Raw genomic sequence first — 16,356 nt, 5'->3', positions numbered from 1 at the left:
CCCTCTCCCTTTGGGGGTATAAACTCCGGCAAATGTGGCTACATCCCATCCTCGACTTCTCCCTCCCCCCCCAAACCCTATACACCCGTCTCCCCGCTTGGCAACTCTTGGACTCCCCCGACACCCTCAACCTAGACTCCTCTCCCCTCGTCCTTATTGCCCCTGGGGGATATCCAGAAGCAGGAGTCGAAGCAGACGGCGAAGACAACTTTCCCCTCCCTCCCGCCTTAGCCTACTGGCGACAACAAACGGGAGATCAGCGAGACATTTTAACCGGAGGAGAAGTTCATGGGTATTTAATCCATCATTTTCAACAACAGCACTTTATCCTCCCTATCCCCGATCTTTGGCTAGTCCTACTGGTAGCCCTCCTCCATAAAGCCTGGACCTTACACCGACCCAAGAACCGCGAAACTCATCCCCCCAAACGAGAAATTAAGGTAATTTTCTACAGTGTAGGCGGAGTGGTTTATGGGGTAATCAGTTGGCAACTCTACATCACCGCCCAAATACTGCTTCCTTGGTTATTCCCCCTCCTGACTTGGGGGTTACTCTCATTGCCAGCCCCTGGGAAATCCAGGAGAGACAATGGAGCAAAACCGCAAAAATACTGAATTTTTCTGGAAAACAGCTAGTAATAGTCATATAACGACCAAGTGTATGTAAAAATACAGAGATGTTGTCGGGATATACGGAGGCAATCAATAAAATCTCAGTTAAAATAAGCGTAGCTAAGTATAAACACTGTTTTTCAAATTAAAGGGAAAAGAACTACTTATGATTCATTTACATTCAATGGTTGTTGTTATGGCCACCACCGCCATATTAGGAGTCCCAACCCTCACCGAAGCGGCCACCTTAGAACAGGAGTGGAACGAGTTAAAACCTCGGCCCCTCATTGTGACGGGGGATCCCGATGGATCACCCTCCGTAACCCCCAATGATCTCATTGATCCCAATACCCCCAATTCCCCCTATGGAGGAGTTGGGAGTCTCCGGTTATTCTCCGATCAACTGGGAACATCCCTCTGTACCGGATCAGCGATTCACCCCCTCTTGATTCTCACCGCGGCCCATTGTCTCGACTCCCAAGATAATCAAGATGGGAGTATTGACTACTCTGCCCAGAATGTCACCTTTAATCTTAATTTTGATGGAGACTTGTCCCACACCATCCCAGCAGAGAGTTTGGCCGTTCACCCGGATTGGTTGGGGTTTGGGCAAACCTTAGCCTCAGATTTAGCCTTAGTGACGCTGAGTGAAGCATTACCGGAGACTGTACCCATTTATGAGATAATCCGTGATCCCCTCTTGCCGATTTTCGGAGAATCGGAAATGACACTGGTGGGGTATGGACAACAGGGAGATGGTATTCAGGGACACCAGACAGGGACGAGTAGCTGGACGACGAAGCGAGTGGGCTATAATTTAGTCGATGATCCTGCTCGGTTGAGCCAGTGGAGTGATCAGTATGAGGAGATGTTTTTATTTGATTTTGATTCCCCCGATGGAGAGTTAACTGCTTTGGATCAGTGGAATCAGTCTAACTCTAGGGTGATCACGGCCAGTGTGGGGAATGATCGAGAAGTGGGAATTGCTCCTGGAGATTCCGGTGGCCCCAGTTTTTTAACCATTGATGATCAGTTGCAACTCTTAGGGGTTACATCGGTAAGTATTCCTTTTAGTAGTCCTGCTGGGAGTTTTGGGACAGTGGGCGGTGGGGTGTTACTCTCCCCCAAGGATCAGTTAAGTTGGATTGAGACTGCCCTATCTAGTCTTCCTTCCATCAATGATCCTCCTGTGAATGATCCTCCTGTGAATGATCCTCCTGTGAATGATCCTCCTGTGAATGATCCGCAATCGGTCCCTGAACCTGGACTCTTGTTAGGATTAAGCGCGATCGCAGGATTCAGCTACCTCATCAAAAACAAACCCCAATAACCCTTCTTCACCCCCCCCTCTTCATCAGGGCATCTTTTGACCCTGAAAAATCCATCAGAAACCATAAGAGGATTCAGACCGTTAGACCATAATTGCCCCTTCCCCAATTAAAATAGATTAACTGCATATCTTACAGCGACAAATCTATGTGCCGTAACTTCAATGTCTTCCTGAATCCCGTCAAAATTGAGCATCTCTTTTTTACCAAAGATGCCAGTACGGGGACATACCAAGTGCGTCCCAGAGGAGTAATACAAGCAGATTTACAAGATCGCATATCCTACGCGACCACCGTTGCCGAAGATTGCTCAAAAAAAAGCACCAAAGCCGGGTATGATGCAGCCGGGATGGCCATTGGCACGATCGCGCTCGATCCTATCCTAGACTGGATCGAACAAAACTACCAAGAGCAACAGGGTCTCTCCCATCAAGAAATGACCGAAGTTGCCGCACGCATTCAAAAAGAAGTCACCACAGACGTTAAAGTATCACGAGACGGCGGCGACCTCTTAAAAACTTGGCATACCCTCTTAGAGCGAGTAGAATTAAACTCATCAGAATTCCTCACCAACTGGGAAACCCACGTCCGGCAAGCCTCTCAGGGGGATATGTACTCCGAAAGTAATGCCCACCCCCACCAAGAATGTTTAACCCCCGAAACAGTCCGCATTTATCAACTGAGTCAAGATGGCCAATTATTCTTTGTAGAAAAACCCCGCACCCAAGGCAAAAGTCTCTTTTCCGACACCCACAACGGTGATATTAACGATGCAGCAAGGTATAAGCGTTTCCTGAACTACGAGGGGTTTCGCTTTGCCTCCAACTCCGACTCCTGCGTTGAACCGGCCTTAAAACGCTTCCTCTACGAACATCTCCAGCATAATCAATTAGCCGGGGCCCTCCATCGGTTAGCCTACATTGATCCCGATTATTTAGACAATGAAACCGCCGTGGCCGACAGTACCGGACAAGTCGGGGGCTATTATACTCTAGGGGAAACCTTAGCCCATCGTTCCCTCAAAGTCCAACTCCGCGATAAACACATCACCTTCTGTCACAGTAACGGCCAACCCATTCAAGAATTTATCCAACAGGGATTTTTGCGGGATGACTCCCGTTCTTTAGCCAGTGAGAAAATTGCTGAACTCCTGGGCCTGGCCACCACCATGGCCCATGCAGGGGCCCAGCAAACCACCATCACCTCTGCCTTAGTCGCCCGAATTTTTGAATATTCTAACCCGAAAAATAAATTTACCTTCCAATCCTTCACCCCCCTCGGCCAACCCAGTCACGGCCTCCTGGGTGGGGGGACATTTACCATGTTACGAGGGGGAACTGAACGAGGGGGAGAAGAAGGGGGAGAGTTGATCTTTTATATCCCCAAACCGGCTGACCTTCGCAACTATAACCGGGTCTCCTTCCTCTCGGCCTCGGAAGAAAACGCCCTGAAAGAACAAGTCAGTTTGTTAAATGCAGCGGCCATCGCGGAGGGGAGAATCGAAATTGCCGAAAAAGTCGCCCAAGATATTCCCTTTTTTAAAGATCTCCGGGCCACCGCCTATATTACCGAAGGAGTCGCCCCCATTTACGATGTCTTACCTGGAGAAATTATCGAAGTGTCCCCCGATGGACGGGTGAAATTATTTAATATTTATCGGGGTCAAGAAATTCCCTTGATTAGTATTGAAAAACAAAAACAACCGGAAAATTACATTCACATTGATATCCGTCGGGAACGTCTCGCCCCCCTCAAGGTTTTTAAAATTGACTATCGGGATTTAGACGGCAATCCTATTCCTTGCCCGTATAATAAATATGGGGAGGAAATTATTGCCATTCAACCCCTCGCTCTACGGAAAAATACTAACAAATTATTTCGGAAAACAGCAGATGGAACAGTTAAACTGCGTACCGGAATAGATGGTCTCGGCTTAACTATGGGGACAGACAATGAAATTCTCCGCAAAACGCGGATACAAGAGCTTAATTTGCTGATTACCGGGGCAGCAGGGACTTCTTATTTAATTAACACCATTGCCGGGAATTTAGCCCGTAAATTAGGCTTAAATACCCTGCCGATTATGAATTTAGACGGGTTTACCGGGTCTGATACTATCCCCGCTTCGGTGAGTCAAAAAACACTGTTTCTGGCTAACTCAAACTCTGGGGGAACATCGGACACCATTAAATTGACCCACGAATTGGCCAGCTTGGGGGCTGTGGTGCGACGGGTGCAAGAAACTATCCAACGACGGGATAAGAATTTAGGGGATGTTATTGTGGCTAAAGCCCGCATTAGTGAATTACTCTCCCTTCTCAAACCGGACACCCTGCGGGCAGACTTACCCCCCCATTTACAAGATTTTATTGCACAACAAACCCCTTGGATTTATTCCGTCACCAATATTGAGGCCAGTCCCCTGGGGAATATTGGCCGGGGGCTGGATGCAGGGATTCAACCCGCCGCCGGGGCTGGGATTACCAACTTGCCGGAGGAAGAATGCGTGGGGTCAACCTTTGCAGCTATGGCATCCTTGCAATGGCAATTGGCTTTGCATACATACCTAGGGGAAGTGCGGGGGGATATCTCCTCGGAGTATGCGGAACAAGTCTATGCAGAGTTAGCCCGTTTACCGGATGTGGTGGAGGAAATTGTCGGGGATAAAGGGTTAATTCGAGATATTGAGGAAATGTGCGATGAATTAGTCGGGGGGAACTTTGATTTTGTTTATACGGGATATTTGGATGGAGTCCCGGAAGAACAAGCTCACAAGGCTGCGGAGATGATCCAAGAGATGTTTGCGGGCTGGCATTTCTTCCAGTTCCAACATGGCAAGTATGCCCACATGAAACGACGCACCCGGCACACTCTAGGGTCGATTTTAGGCCATAATGCTCCCCCGCCGAGTTGGCCGTTTTTCAATGCCCGGGCGATTAAGTCGGCCAGTGAGATCGGGCCGCGGGTGGCCACGTCCTTTTTTATTGCCCATCAAAGTGATCAGGACCGCTTGCAAAAAATCCCTGATTATGCCCCGGATTTTATTTTTACGTATCCGGCGGATAGTATTGTGTTGTACCCGTTTCAGGTGATTATTGTTAGTCATTTAATTTCTTATTTCTGGGGCTTGAAAAAGAAAGCCATTGCCCGGAAAATTGAACAATGGAATCAGCCTTTTGTGGACTTCCTTTGCAAAGTCCCTTATAAAGATAGTGTGATTCCTGACTCACTGCGGCCTACAGTGGAACAACACGCCCGTTTTGTCCTTGAGGAGTTTTCCCACTTGTTAAATGATACTCATTATTGCGATCGCATGGAAGGACAACGCCGAGAAGCCCTCCTCAGCAGTCTCTCCCTCTTGGCCGGAGAGGCCCCCGACACCGAAAACAACCTAGAAATCGGCGGTTTCCTCCACAGTGAACGAGGCCAACTCCCCATCAAAACCCACCGCTACCCCATCCAACCCGTCGATAACCAAGCCTACCTCAGTTTATTAAAAGACATCGCCCTAGAACTGAGTACCAGAGAACAGTCCAAACAACTAGCGGATCATTTCCTCGTAGATGAAGAAGGGATCACCATCCCCACGGCCATTGATGTTAGTCGGCCCCGCAACCGCACCCGCAGTTTATACGAACCGGACTATTTAGCCGAATACGAAGGACTAGGGACTTTTTACGATGTTGAACCCGTTCATCCACCTAAAATTGCCAAAGCGAAAAAAGGGTGGTTGTAAATAATGGATAATGGAGAATTAAAAGCCAATCCAGACAATGAATCGTTTCAGTGTTCTTGGTTGTTTGTAACTTTTGTTTCTGTTCCTTGTCAAGAGTTTTTCAGTGTGTTTACGGAATCTTTATAAAACGGCTTATACATTCTAGGGGACGGGGAATAGGGAACATTAATCAGTTAACCTTGGGTTCAGGGAGCAAGGTGTTATGAGTTTTTTTCCCTAATGAACCTTGGGTTAAACAGTGGCTAGGAGCTTAAACCCGTTAAAACGGGTTGAGAGAGCAAAGGGAGGCTAAAGCCTTAAAGTCTCATTCGTCCATCCGTTGGAAACGGATGGCTTTCTGACTGGTTTCGTGTCAGAAACCGGGTTTCTTATAGACAGGGTAAGTTAAACCCTTAACTGTGATACAGAAACCTGGTTTCTCGTTGGGGTGAAGATTTTGGGGTTTCAAAGACTTAACCTACAATTTTAGGGCGGTCAAGGCACGATGCTCTGCTAAACTGGCAGGTGTAAGTGTGACCGGGATAAACGAGAAGCGTGAAGTTTGCCTTTATTATTGACCCCATAGCCCAACTTAACCCCGTCCATGATAGTAGTGTGGCGATGATGGAAGCGGCCCAGGCGGCTGGCCATGAGGTGTGGATAACTGAGTTTCATCAGTTGACGGTGAAGAATGGTCAGGTGTGGGGGTTTTTGTTGCCTGTGACGCTGACTCCGGTGGAATTAGCGGGGGATCATTGGGTGGCAGTGGAAGACTGGTACAAGATGGGAGAGGGGAGTTTACAACCGTTGTCTAATATGGATGCGGTGTTGATGCGGAAAGACCCTCCGGTAACTATTCCCTATCTCTACACGACCCAAATTCTGGATTTAATTCCGGATTCTACTTTAGTGGTGAATGCTCCACGGGGGTTACAGGCCGCCAATGAGAAGTTATACGCGCTGAATTTTCCGTCGGTGATTCCTGAAACCATTGTGACGCAGGATAAGGCGGTGATTTTGGATTTTGTGGCCCAACGGGAGGCTGCGATTCTGAAACCGTTGGCGGGGAAAGGGGGAGAGGGGATATTATTTTTAGAGGAGCGCGATCGCAACCTCAATTCCCTCCTAGAAATCAGCACCCGCGACGCAGACACCCCCCTCATGCTCCAAGAATACCTCCCCGCGGCCAGCCAAGGCGACAAACGCATTATCCTCCTAGACGGTAAACCCATTGGCGCATTAAACCGCATCCCCACCGGAAAAGAATTCCGAGGTAACATGGCCGTCGGGGGACGAGTGGCCCAAACCGAAATCACCCCACGAGACCAAGAAATCTGCGCCACCGTCGCCCCCCAATTAAAAGCCGATGGCCTCTATTTCGTGGGATTAGATCTTATTGGCGACTACCTAACCGAAGTCAACGTCACCAGTCCCACCGGAATACGAGAAATAGACCTATTAAGCCAAGTCTCCTTGGGAAAAACCGTCATCGACTGGATCGCCCAACAAGTCTCATAACCTCCATTATCCTTGCATTCGCTAACCCCCTTTAAATCAAAGATTTTAGATGGGGACTAGGCGAAACGATTTGATTCAAGTGCTGAGAAGTACCACCATTCCTGTACTATTGTTCCGTTGATTGAATGTGGACTGATTCGCAAACAAAAGGAGGGTGTGTTTTTCTCTCCCACGCTGTCTGTTAAGAGGAAACACAAGAAATTCTATGAATATTACCAATAAAATTCATTTCCGTAACTTGAGGGGAGATATCCTAGGCGGGTTAACCGCCGCCGTGGTAGCCTTACCCATGGCCCTAGCCTTTGGTATTGCATCAGGAGCAGGGGCCGAGGCCGGTTTATGGGGGGCCATTTTAATCGGCTTTTTCGCCTCCCTATTTGGAGGTGCGCCCAGCCTCATTTCTGAACCCACCGGGCCGATGACGGTTATTATTACGGCAGTGATTGCAGAATTGACCGCTAATAATGGCACGGAGAATGGGTTAGCCATGGCCTTCACCGTCGTCATTCTCGCAGGATGCTTTCAAATTCTCTTTGGGGTGCTACGGTTAGGCCGGTATATCACCATGTTGCCCTATAACGTCATTTCCGGCTTTATGACCGGAATTGGGGTCATTCTCATCTTTTTACAAACCGCGCCGTTTTTGGGGCAAGAAACGCCAAAAGGAGGCGTTTTAGGGGTGGTTCAAAATCTCCCTAGTCTCATCGCCAATATAAACCCTTGGGAAACCTTCTTAGGGGTGATTACTTTAGCGATTCTATTCTTATATCCTCGCCGCTATAAGAAATTTGTGCCGCCTCAGTTGGTGGCCTTAATCATTGGTACATTGGTAGCGGTCTTTTTCTTAGGGGATGTTGACATTCGCACCATTGGCAGTATTGGCAAGATTACCCCAGGGTTGCCAGAGTTACAAATGCCCATGTTTCGTGCCGATGAGTTGCGGTTGATGTTCGTCAATGCCATGATCTTGGCCATGGTGGGATCAATTGACTGTTTGCTCACTTGTTTGGTGTCCGATGGGTTAACCCGTTATGAACACGACTCCAATAAAGAGTTAATTGGCCAAGGGGTTGCTAGTATTATTACAGGTCTCTTTGGCGGTATTCCTGGCTCTGGGGCAACTACCCCAACGGTGGTCAATATCCAAGCGGGAGGCCGCACGGCACTTTCTGGGTTGAGTCGCGCTTTTGTGCTGTTAATTATTGTCTTGTGGGCTGCTCCTTTAACAGAAGTTATCCCTTTGTCTGTGTTAGCGGGTATTGTATTAAATGTGGGCATTAATATTATTGATTGGGGCTTCTTGAAACGAGTCCACAAGATTTCCTGGAAGGCTGCGGGGATTGTTTACAGTGTGGTCTTGTTGACGGTATTTGTAGATTTAATGGTGGCAGTGGGCGTTGGGGTGTTTATTGCCAATATCTTGACCATTGATCGTTTGTCTCAATTGCAGTCTAATTCGGTGAAGGCCATTACGGATGCAGATGATCAGATTGTTTTAACTCCCGAAGAAAGTAAGCTGTTAGATGCTGCCCAAGGTCGGGTGTTATTATTCCATCTCAGTGGCCCAATGATTTTTGGAGTGGCAAAGGCGATCGCGCGGGAACATCGTGCCATTTCCCGCTATGATGTATTAATCGTAGATTTAAGTGAAGTCCCCATGTTAGGGGTAACGTCCTCCCTCTCCATTGAAAATGCCATTCAAGAAGCCCTAGATGGGGGAAGTGAGGTGATTATTGTAGGGGCAACCGGGAAAGTGAAAGGCCGCTTAGAAGATTTAGGCATTGCCGGATTAATTCCCGATCATCATTGGATGCAAGATCGGTTAATGGCGTTGCAAGAAGGAGTCAAAATTGCCCTTCCTGAAGATCAACAACCGTTAGAACAATCTCAATCTACAGTGTAGCTTAGTGTAGCCTTGGGTTAAAACCCAGGGCTAAGAGCGAAAACCCGTTAAAACGGGTTCAGGGGATAAATAAAGCCTACACCCCATTAAAATCAGTCGGCTTGAGCCGACTTTAGCTATTAGCCAAGGGTCAAACCCATTGGTTTCGCTTAAAACCGTCTCTCCGTGTCCTCTGCGTCTCTGTGGTAAAATCAAAAGCGAATTGCTTGGTTTAACCTGCCTCGAAAGTATGCAAAAGTATGCAAAATCAACTGCAACCGAAACCCTCACAGCACCTTACCATCGAACTAGAACAAGAAAATGATGGTCGCTGGATTGCCGAAATCCCGGAAATTTCAGGTGTTTTAGTCTATGGTCAGAATCAACAAGAGGCAATTGCTGCGATCCAAGCTCTAGCATTACGAGTCATCGCAGATAAACTAGAGCATGGGGAAATGACCTTGGGATTAAACAGTCTCACCTTTGTGAAACCCTAGAACCTGAATTCAATGAGTCAGTGGCCATCAACCAAAGCTAGAAAAGTTCTCGCAGCTTTAGAAAGAATAGGCTGGCAGGTGAAACGTCAAACCGGATCCCACAAAATTTTAGAACGAGAAGGCTGGGATGATTATGTATTTGCCTTCCGAGATAGTGAGGAAATAGGCTCTAAAATGCTTGCTCGCATAGCGAAAAAAACGGGTTTAACACCAGAGGATTTATAATTTTGTTGGGTGAGGCAGTTTCACAATTATCCCCCCAACCCCATTCAATTCAAAACGACTCCCTCTCAGTTTGCTTTTGCAAATAGCAGTGACAATGGGGTTTTTCGAGTAAAGAAGCCGCCAGTCGATTTAAAGCTACGGCGGCTAATAACCCCCCTCCAAAATGACTCTCACTGGTGACATAAGGCACAGATAACCCCATTAATCGCCGTTTGGCTGCCGGAGCATGGCTAAACCCAATAGGAAACCCAATAACTAAAGCCGGGCGGCCTGCTCCTGTTTCTATCCCTTTGCAGATTTCCAACAACACCGAAGGGGCATACCCCACAACCCAAATATTCCCCTCTAACTTGTCTCTGAGCCGTTGTTGCCAGTGGTTATCCTGCCAAAATTGTTGTTCGGCTTCGGTGACACTTTCAATATGGGGATCATCCATGAGTGAGTGACAGTGGCATCCTAAATGGGTGAGGCGCGTTTGGTCTAATGTTGTCACGACCGAGGGAACATCGCTAATGACCTGACAGCCTGCGCTCAGGGCTTCTCTGGCGGCTTTGATGGCATCGGGACTGAGGCGGGTAAAGGCGGCTAAACTCACGTCACCACAGGCTAACACCAGATGGGATACTATATCTACTTCAATTTCTGGCCGCTGCGATAAGTCCGGTAAAAGACGTTGTAAGGCTTCTTGAAAGTTCTCTGGATGGTCACAGACGGCGGCATCGAGTTTTTGCCAAAGCTCCTCACTCAAGGATTGGGCGGTTTGCGTTTCGACTTCTAAAAGCTGTAATTGGGCGAAGGCTTCCGCTTGTATGGACTGACAGGGATAGTCCCGTCCGAGTAACCCTTCTAGGGCGGTTGCGGTTTGTCGCCATTTGATTAATTGTTGTAAGACGGTCTGATATTGCTGTTGCAGTTGCTCTAGGAGGTCGCTGGACTGGGGTTGCGTGTCCAACATTTGTTTAATGTGGGTGAGTTGAAACCCCTGTTGTTTTAAGGCGACAATGCGCTGTAACCGTTGCACATCTGCGTCGGTGTAGAGGCGATAGTTACTGGGGGACCGGGTGGGTTGAGGAAGCAGACCAATTTGGTGATAATGACGCACCATGCGGGGGGTGATGCCGTTTCCCACTTTTTGGGTGAGTTCTTTAATGGTGAGCATGGGGGAAAATTAGGAGTTCCCTTGACTTTAACATTAATGTCAAAGTTTACCATAGGTGGGTTGATGTTCAGAGTTTGGCGGATGATAGCTTACTACGCCTTGGGTTGAAACCCAAGGCTAAGAGCTAAAACCCGTTAAAAACGGGTTGATAGACCAACACGGAAATTAAATTATTACTCTGTTTCAGGTGTCCTGACGTGGAGTTGCCTTGACTTTAACATTGATGTCAAAGTTTACCATAGGTGGGTTGATGTTCAGAGTTTGAAGGCTGATAGCTTACTACGCCTTGGGTTTTAACCCAAGGCTAAGAGCTAAAACCCGTTAAAAACGGGTTGATAGACCAACACGGAAATTAAATTATTACTCTGTTTCAGGTGTCCTGACGTGGAGTTGCCTTGACTTTAACATTGATGTCAAAGTTTACCATAGGCGGGTTGATGTTCAGAGTTTGGCGGATGATGAAGTTAACCCTGCCTCGTAAACTGCAAAATTGGTGTAAAACGTATCCTGATGCTTTAGCGGCTCTCCTGTGTGCTATTTTAACCCTGTTGGGCTGGTTAGCACTCTCTAGCGGTTGGCTGGGTGGGGGCATCTGGATGTTACTGGCAGCTTACATCATCGGGGGTTATGAACCCACTCGTGAGGGCGTGACAACGTTAAGCGAGGAACGGGAATTAGATGTGGATTTGCTGATGATTGTTGCAGCGTTAGGGGCAGCAATTCTCGGCTTTTGGCAACAGGACTATTATTTACTCGTAGATGGGGCAGTCTTAATCCTGATTTTTGCCAGTAGTGGTGCATTAGAAACCATCGCTCTCCATCGTACCGAACGGAATATCCGTAGTCTCATGCAGCTTACCCCGGATACAGCGAGAGTAGTACAACAGGGGCGAGAACAGATTCAGGCCACAGAGGAATTGCAAATCGGCGATCGCATCCTCGTTAAACCTGGCGAACTCTTCCCCACCGACGGCATCATTCACGAAGGATGCAGCACCATTAATCAAGCCCCCATTACCGGAGAATCCTTTCCCGTCGAAAAAGGAACAGGAGATGAAGTCTTTGCCGGAACAATCAACGGTCAAGGAGCATTAACCGTAGAACTCCACAAACCCCCCGAAAGTAGTTTAATTCAGCGCGTCATTCGCCTCGTTGAGCAAGCCCAAACCAACCAACCCCCCTCCCAACAGTTTCTAGAGCAATTTGAGCGCGGTTACGCCAAAATCGTCGTCCTCATGGGCCTTGGACTAGCCACCATCCCCCCACTCTGGTTAGGGTGGGATTGGGAAACCACCATTTATCGTGCCTTAATTTTCCTCGTCGTGGCCTCCCCCTGTGCGCTCATGGCCGCCATTATGCCCACCCTCCTCTCCGGCATTGCCAAAGGAGCGCGACAGGGGATTTTATTCAAAGATGGGGCCCAACTAGAGAGTATGGGTGATATCAGTGCCATCGCCTTTGATAAAACCGGAACACTCACCCTCGGCCAACTCAACGTTAGCACCATCATTCCCGCAGCCGGGTACAGCAAAACAGAAGTCCTACAAGTCGCTGCCTCCCTAGAAGACTACTCTGAGCATCCCTTAGCCCAAGCCATTCTACAAACCGCCCAAGCCGAAAATATCTCCCTACTCCCGGCCACGGGAGTCCAAGCGAAAGTCGGCCAAGGCATCACAGGTTATCTGCAAGAGCAACAAGTCACCCTTGGCAACCGCAAACATCTAGATAAATCTTGGGGTGAGCAACCTCGAACCCTGATTGCATCCCAAGACAGTCCTCAGCATAACAGTGGGGGAGGGTCTGTTATAACCCCTCTCAAACGAGACTCCAGCTTATCTACCCAAAGTCAGCACCTCGAAACCCAAGGTCAAACCGTCATCTGGGTAGCGCGAAAACAGCAAATACTGGGGCTTATAGCTGTCTCAGACCAAATCCGTCCCCAAGCCGCCCCCTTACTCGCTACCTTGAAACAAATGGGCATTAAAACCACCGTCATGTTAACCGGAGATAATGCAGCAACGGCTCAAACGGTAGCCCAAACCGTGGGTGTAGATGTTGTGTACTCCGACTTACTTCCCGAAGACAAAGTGCAGGTGGTGCAACAACTCCAGCAAAAATACTCAACCGTAGCCATGGTGGGAGACGGCATCAACGACGCACCCGCCCTCGCCCAAGCCAATTTAGGGATTACCATGGGAGGAGCAGGGAGTGATATGGCTTTAGAGACAGCCGATATTGTCTTGATGGCCAACCGTTTGGAGAAGTTACCCCAAGCTATTCGTATTGGACAAAAATCAAAACGCATTATCCGGCAAAATATTACGCTGGCTTTAGCGTCTGTGGTGTTATTAATTATTGCTAACTTTTTTGGCGAACTCACCTTACCCGCAGGGGTTTTAGGCCACGAAGGTTCTACTTTGTTGGTAACGCTTAATGGGTTAAGATTGCTCCGTTAAATATTCTTTGGTAATCTGCCTTGTTAAAACCTTGGGTTAAAACCCAAGGCTAATAGCTGAAACCCGTTGAAACGGGTTGAGAAAGGGAATAATATGCCTTGGGTTAAAACCCAAGGGGTATTTATATTAATCACTCAATTTTCCTAATTCTTGTACGTCTTCTGCGGTTAAACGCCACCCTAAAGCCCCGGCATTTTGTCGCGCTTGGTCGGCATTTTTGGCACCCGGAATGGGAATTACATTCCCTTGGCACATTAACCAATTTAAAGACACTTGTGCTGGGGTTTTCTGGTATTTTTCGCTTAATTCATCCAGTTTTTGTAATAAGGGGGACATTTTTTGTAAATTCTCCGCCTTAAATTGGGGTTTAAATTGCCTTGGCCCTTCGGGTTTACTGTATTTTTCGGGGCGAAATTTTCCGGTTAATAAGCCTTGGGCAAGGGGACTATAGGCTAAAATCGTGATGCCTAAATTTTGGGCAGTTTTTAAAACATCGTTGCGTTCAATATTACGATGAAGTAAGGAATATTGTACTTGGTTTACGGCTAAGGGGATATCTCGTTTGGCTAATAATTCATGGGCTTCTCGCATTTGATCGGCGGAATAATTACTGACACCAACGCTTTTAATGCGGCCTTGTTGCACTTCATCGGCTAACGCATCCATGAGGGTTTCTTGACTCATGAAAAAGGTAAACGGCCAGTGAACTTGGTATAGGGTGACGATGGGCAGTTGGAGGCGTTTTAAACTGGCGGTGACAGCTTCAGCAACGGCCTCTTTGGTAAACCGCCAAGGGAGGGGTCCGTATTTGGTGGCGATATCAATGGGTTGATCTCGATGTTGCTGCATAAATTGGCCGAGGAGGCTTTCGGAGATGCCGGGCCCGTAAACTTCTGCGGTGTCAAAAAAGGTGATTCCTGCGTCTAGGGCGGCTTCAAAGGCGGTTTTGACTTGTTCTTCGCCGTATTCTTTCCCATAGTTCCAGAATAAGCGATCGCCCCATGCCCAGGTCCCAATTCCCAAGGCAGTTACTTCTATATCGGTTTTACCCAGTTTGGCGGTTTCCATGTGTCCCTCTCCTTTACATTTATTTACATTTTAAGCTCAAAAAGGAGAGGGAGGGGGAATTAACTCCAGGCAAGATAGGGCAATTTCGCCGCCGTGGTTTGAATGTCTTGGGTATTATTCACCAGTTGGGCGCAACTATCCCATTTCCCACTAATAAACGACTGTTTGGCCCCTTCGTTCATTTGGACTGGGTATTTTGTCTCCCCGACTTGTAATTCTAGGTTTTCTAAGTCCAGATGGAGGGGGGTGTCGGGGTTTTGTTCGAGGGTGGTTTGGATTTGCGTCACAATGTCCGGGGAAGCGGTGACACAGGGAATGCCCAAGGCCACACAGTTACCAAAGAAGATTTCTGCGAAACTTTCACCGAGGATGGCCTGAATTCCCCAACGGGCAATGGCTTGGGGGGCGTGTTCTCTGGATGAACCACAACCGAAGTTACCGTTGACGACGAGGAGGTTGGCGTTTTGATACTGGGGTTGATCAAAGGGGTGTTGGCCGTTGCTAGAAGCGCGATCGTCAGTAAAGACGTTCTCTCCTAACCCGTCAAAGGTAACACAACGGAGAAAACGGGCGGGAATAATGCGATCGGTGTCGATGTCGTTTCCGCGTAAGGGAATTCCTGTACCAGAGATGGTTTTAACTTCGCTACTCATGAAAGAATTTTGAGAATGAGATGAAATTGTTAAGTATTCTTGATTGTCCCTCAAAGTGAGGTTTAATCACAATGGGGTCTCTTATGTTCTCATTTTTTGCAATTTTCGCGAAATGATGAGTTTTGGTTCTGAAGAAATGTATTCAACGGCAAATTAATAGACTCAAGAGGTCAATTATGAAACATTTATTTACAAAAACGATCACCCTGTTCGCCGTCACCCTTGCTACTCCCTTCATTTTGGCAACGGATGCTCCAGCTTTTACGATTACACAAAATAATGATTCCCAAGCGTTACTTGATGCGTTGTTGGGGGATACGAGTGGATTAAGTAATTTTGAGGTTTCGACCACAGGTTATGCCGATGGGTTTGGTTTGTTTAGTGATGATCCCTTTTCGCTAAATTCTGGGGTAGTGTTAAGTACCGGAAAAGCGACAGATTTAGTGGGTGTTAATCAACAAGATGATTATAAGTGGCCTAACTACGAGACTGACTTAAATACCCAGTTTGATAGTAGCTGGAGTGGGACTGGGGAGTATGATGTCGCTACTTTAGAACTTCGTTTTGATGCTGATGATACGGCAGACAAGCTCTTTTTTGAATATGTTTTTGGTTCTGAGGAGTTTGTGGAGTATGGAGGCAGCGCGTACAATGACTCCTTTGAGTTATTGTTGAATGGGAAAAATTTAGCCTTGTTAGACGATGGTCAGGAAGTGACGATTAATAATTTAGTTCCGGATGAGTTTGGGCCGTATCATTCCAATTATATTGATAATCCGGTTGGGTCGAGTGTGAATACCAAGTTAGATGGATACACTACGGTTTTAGGGTTTGAAGGTTTGTTAAATCAAAATGCTAGTAATACCCTAAGCATTCGGGTTAAAGATATCAGCGATGCTCGGCTAGATTCTGCGGTGTTTGTGAAAGGGAATTCTTTGGGGTCGAAAAATCCGAAAGATGTACCTGAACCGACGGCGGTTTTAGGTTTACTGGTGTTAGGGGGGTTAGGAATGAACCAATTGCGGTCTAAATCGCAATAATATCAATACGCCTTGGGTTTCAACCCAAGGCTAAGAGCTAAAACCCGTTGAAAACGGGTTGAGAATATAATAAACATCTTTTAAAATCTGGTGATTCTGTTATTAAATAGGAAATAAATTTAAATACGCCTTGGGTTTCAACCCAAGGCTAAGAGCTAAAACCCGTTGAAAACGGGTTGAGAATATAATAAATATCTTTAAAAT

At 47.4% G+C, this 16,356-nt stretch carries 11 protein-coding genes and 1 pseudogene; 9 read left to right on the top strand and 3 right to left on the bottom strand.

The annotated features are described in order from the left end of the window. From PN462_RS16655 to PN462_RS16625, 7 genes and pseudogenes are all read left to right on the top strand, one after another. A pseudogene (locus PN462_RS16655) lies at window positions 1-614 on the top strand (CHASE2 domain-containing protein); the annotation flags it as partial. A 163-nt stretch (window positions 615-777) separates the two neighbouring features. After that, window positions 778-1,941 carry a trypsin-like serine protease gene (locus PN462_RS16650; protein WP_272129945.1) on the top strand — a complete coding sequence of 388 codons (1,164 nt, stop codon included), beginning with the start codon at window positions 778-780 and terminating at the stop codon, window positions 1,939-1,941. A gap of 146 nt (window positions 1,942-2,087) precedes the next feature. Beyond that, window positions 2,088-5,675 carry a hypothetical protein gene (locus PN462_RS16645; protein ID WP_272129944.1) on the top strand — a complete coding sequence of 1,196 codons (3,588 nt, stop codon included), beginning with the start codon at window positions 2,088-2,090 and terminating at the stop codon, window positions 5,673-5,675. 534 nt (window positions 5,676-6,209) lie between these two features. Beyond that, window positions 6,210-7,172, top strand: coding sequence for a glutathione synthase (gene gshB, locus PN462_RS16640; protein ID WP_272129943.1), 963 nt, complete (start codon window positions 6,210-6,212; stop codon window positions 7,170-7,172). A gap of 205 nt (window positions 7,173-7,377) precedes the next feature. Further along, window positions 7,378-9,075, top strand: coding sequence for a bicarbonate transporter BicA (gene bicA / locus PN462_RS16635; RefSeq protein ID WP_272129942.1), 1,698 nt, complete (start codon window positions 7,378-7,380; stop codon window positions 9,073-9,075). A gap of 239 nt (window positions 9,076-9,314) precedes the next feature. Next, window positions 9,315-9,551: a type II toxin-antitoxin system HicB family antitoxin gene (locus tag PN462_RS16630; protein ID WP_272129941.1), complete on the top strand. Its 237-nt coding sequence runs from the start codon at window positions 9,315-9,317 to the stop codon at window positions 9,549-9,551. Window positions 9,552-9,563: 12 nt separating this feature from the next. Then, on the top strand, window positions 9,564-9,776 hold the full coding sequence (locus tag PN462_RS16625) for a type II toxin-antitoxin system HicA family toxin (protein ID WP_272129940.1): 213 nt from the start codon (window positions 9,564-9,566) through the stop codon (window positions 9,774-9,776). 49 nt (window positions 9,777-9,825) lie between these two features. On the opposite strand, the gene PN462_RS16620 is transcribed toward PN462_RS16625, so the two are convergent. After that, window positions 9,826-10,935 (bottom strand): precorrin-8X methylmutase, encoded by a 1,110-nt coding sequence (locus tag PN462_RS16620; protein WP_272129939.1) that lies wholly within the window; start codon window positions 10,933-10,935, stop codon window positions 9,826-9,828. A gap of 437 nt (window positions 10,936-11,372) precedes the next feature. On the opposite strand from PN462_RS16620, the gene PN462_RS16615 reads away from it, so the two are divergent. Continuing rightward, complete coding sequence (locus PN462_RS16615; RefSeq protein ID WP_272129938.1) at window positions 11,373-13,391, top strand: heavy metal translocating P-type ATPase; 2,019 nt, start codon at window positions 11,373-11,375, stop codon at window positions 13,389-13,391. 126 nt (window positions 13,392-13,517) lie between these two features. Here PN462_RS16615 and PN462_RS16610 read toward each other — a convergent pair whose 3' ends face one another. Together PN462_RS16610 and leuD are read right to left on the bottom strand one after the other, a co-directional pair. Then, window positions 13,518-14,459 carry an aldo/keto reductase gene (locus PN462_RS16610; RefSeq protein ID WP_272129937.1) on the bottom strand — a complete coding sequence of 314 codons (942 nt, stop codon included), beginning with the start codon at window positions 14,457-14,459 and terminating at the stop codon, window positions 13,518-13,520. Between the two features lie 59 nt (window positions 14,460-14,518). After that, a complete protein-coding gene (gene leuD / locus PN462_RS16605) occupies window positions 14,519-15,112 on the bottom strand; it encodes a 3-isopropylmalate dehydratase small subunit (RefSeq protein ID WP_272129936.1) in 594 nt (197 codons plus the stop codon). 176 nt (window positions 15,113-15,288) lie between these two features. Here leuD and PN462_RS16600 point away from each other — a divergent pair, with 176 nt between their 5' ends. After that, window positions 15,289-16,152, top strand: a complete 864-nt coding sequence (locus PN462_RS16600) for a choice-of-anchor L domain-containing protein (RefSeq protein WP_272129935.1) — start codon at window positions 15,289-15,291, stop codon at window positions 16,150-16,152. The last annotated feature ends 204 nt before the right edge of the window (window positions 16,153-16,356 follow it).

It is taken from the genome of Spirulina sp. CS-785/01, assembly GCF_028330525.1.
In the GTDB taxonomy this organism is placed as follows: Bacteria; Cyanobacteriota; Cyanobacteriia; order Cyanobacteriales; family Spirulinaceae; genus JAQMSD01.
Note: the sequence above shows the minus strand (reverse complement) of the source record. Positions and strands in the feature narration are given on the sequence as shown.

Bases quoted from the DNA above. Each gene is read 5' to 3' on its own strand.
- PN462_RS16650 (WP_272129945.1), top strand. From the start codon at position 778: ATGATTCATTTACATTCAATGGTTGTTGTTATGGCCACCACCGCCATA.
- PN462_RS16645 (WP_272129944.1), top strand. From the start codon at position 2,088: ATGTGCCGTAACTTCAATGTCTTCCTGAATCCCGTCAAAATTGAGCAT.
- bicA (WP_272129942.1), top strand. From the start codon at position 7,378: ATGAATATTACCAATAAAATTCATTTCCGTAACTTGAGGGGAGATATC.
- PN462_RS16630 (WP_272129941.1), top strand. From the start codon at position 9,315: ATGCAAAATCAACTGCAACCGAAACCCTCACAGCACCTTACCATCGAA.
- PN462_RS16625 (WP_272129940.1), top strand. From the start codon at position 9,564: ATGAGTCAGTGGCCATCAACCAAAGCTAGAAAAGTTCTCGCAGCTTTA.
- PN462_RS16620 (WP_272129939.1), bottom strand. From the start codon at position 10,935: ATGCTCACCATTAAAGAACTCACCCAAAAAGTGGGAAACGGCATCACC.
- PN462_RS16615 (WP_272129938.1), top strand. From the start codon at position 11,373: ATGTTCAGAGTTTGGCGGATGATGAAGTTAACCCTGCCTCGTAAACTG.
- PN462_RS16610 (WP_272129937.1), bottom strand. From the start codon at position 14,459: ATGGAAACCGCCAAACTGGGTAAAACCGATATAGAAGTAACTGCCTTG.
- leuD (WP_272129936.1), bottom strand. From the start codon at position 15,112: ATGAGTAGCGAAGTTAAAACCATCTCTGGTACAGGAATTCCCTTACGC.
- PN462_RS16600 (WP_272129935.1), top strand. From the start codon at position 15,289: ATGAAACATTTATTTACAAAAACGATCACCCTGTTCGCCGTCACCCTT.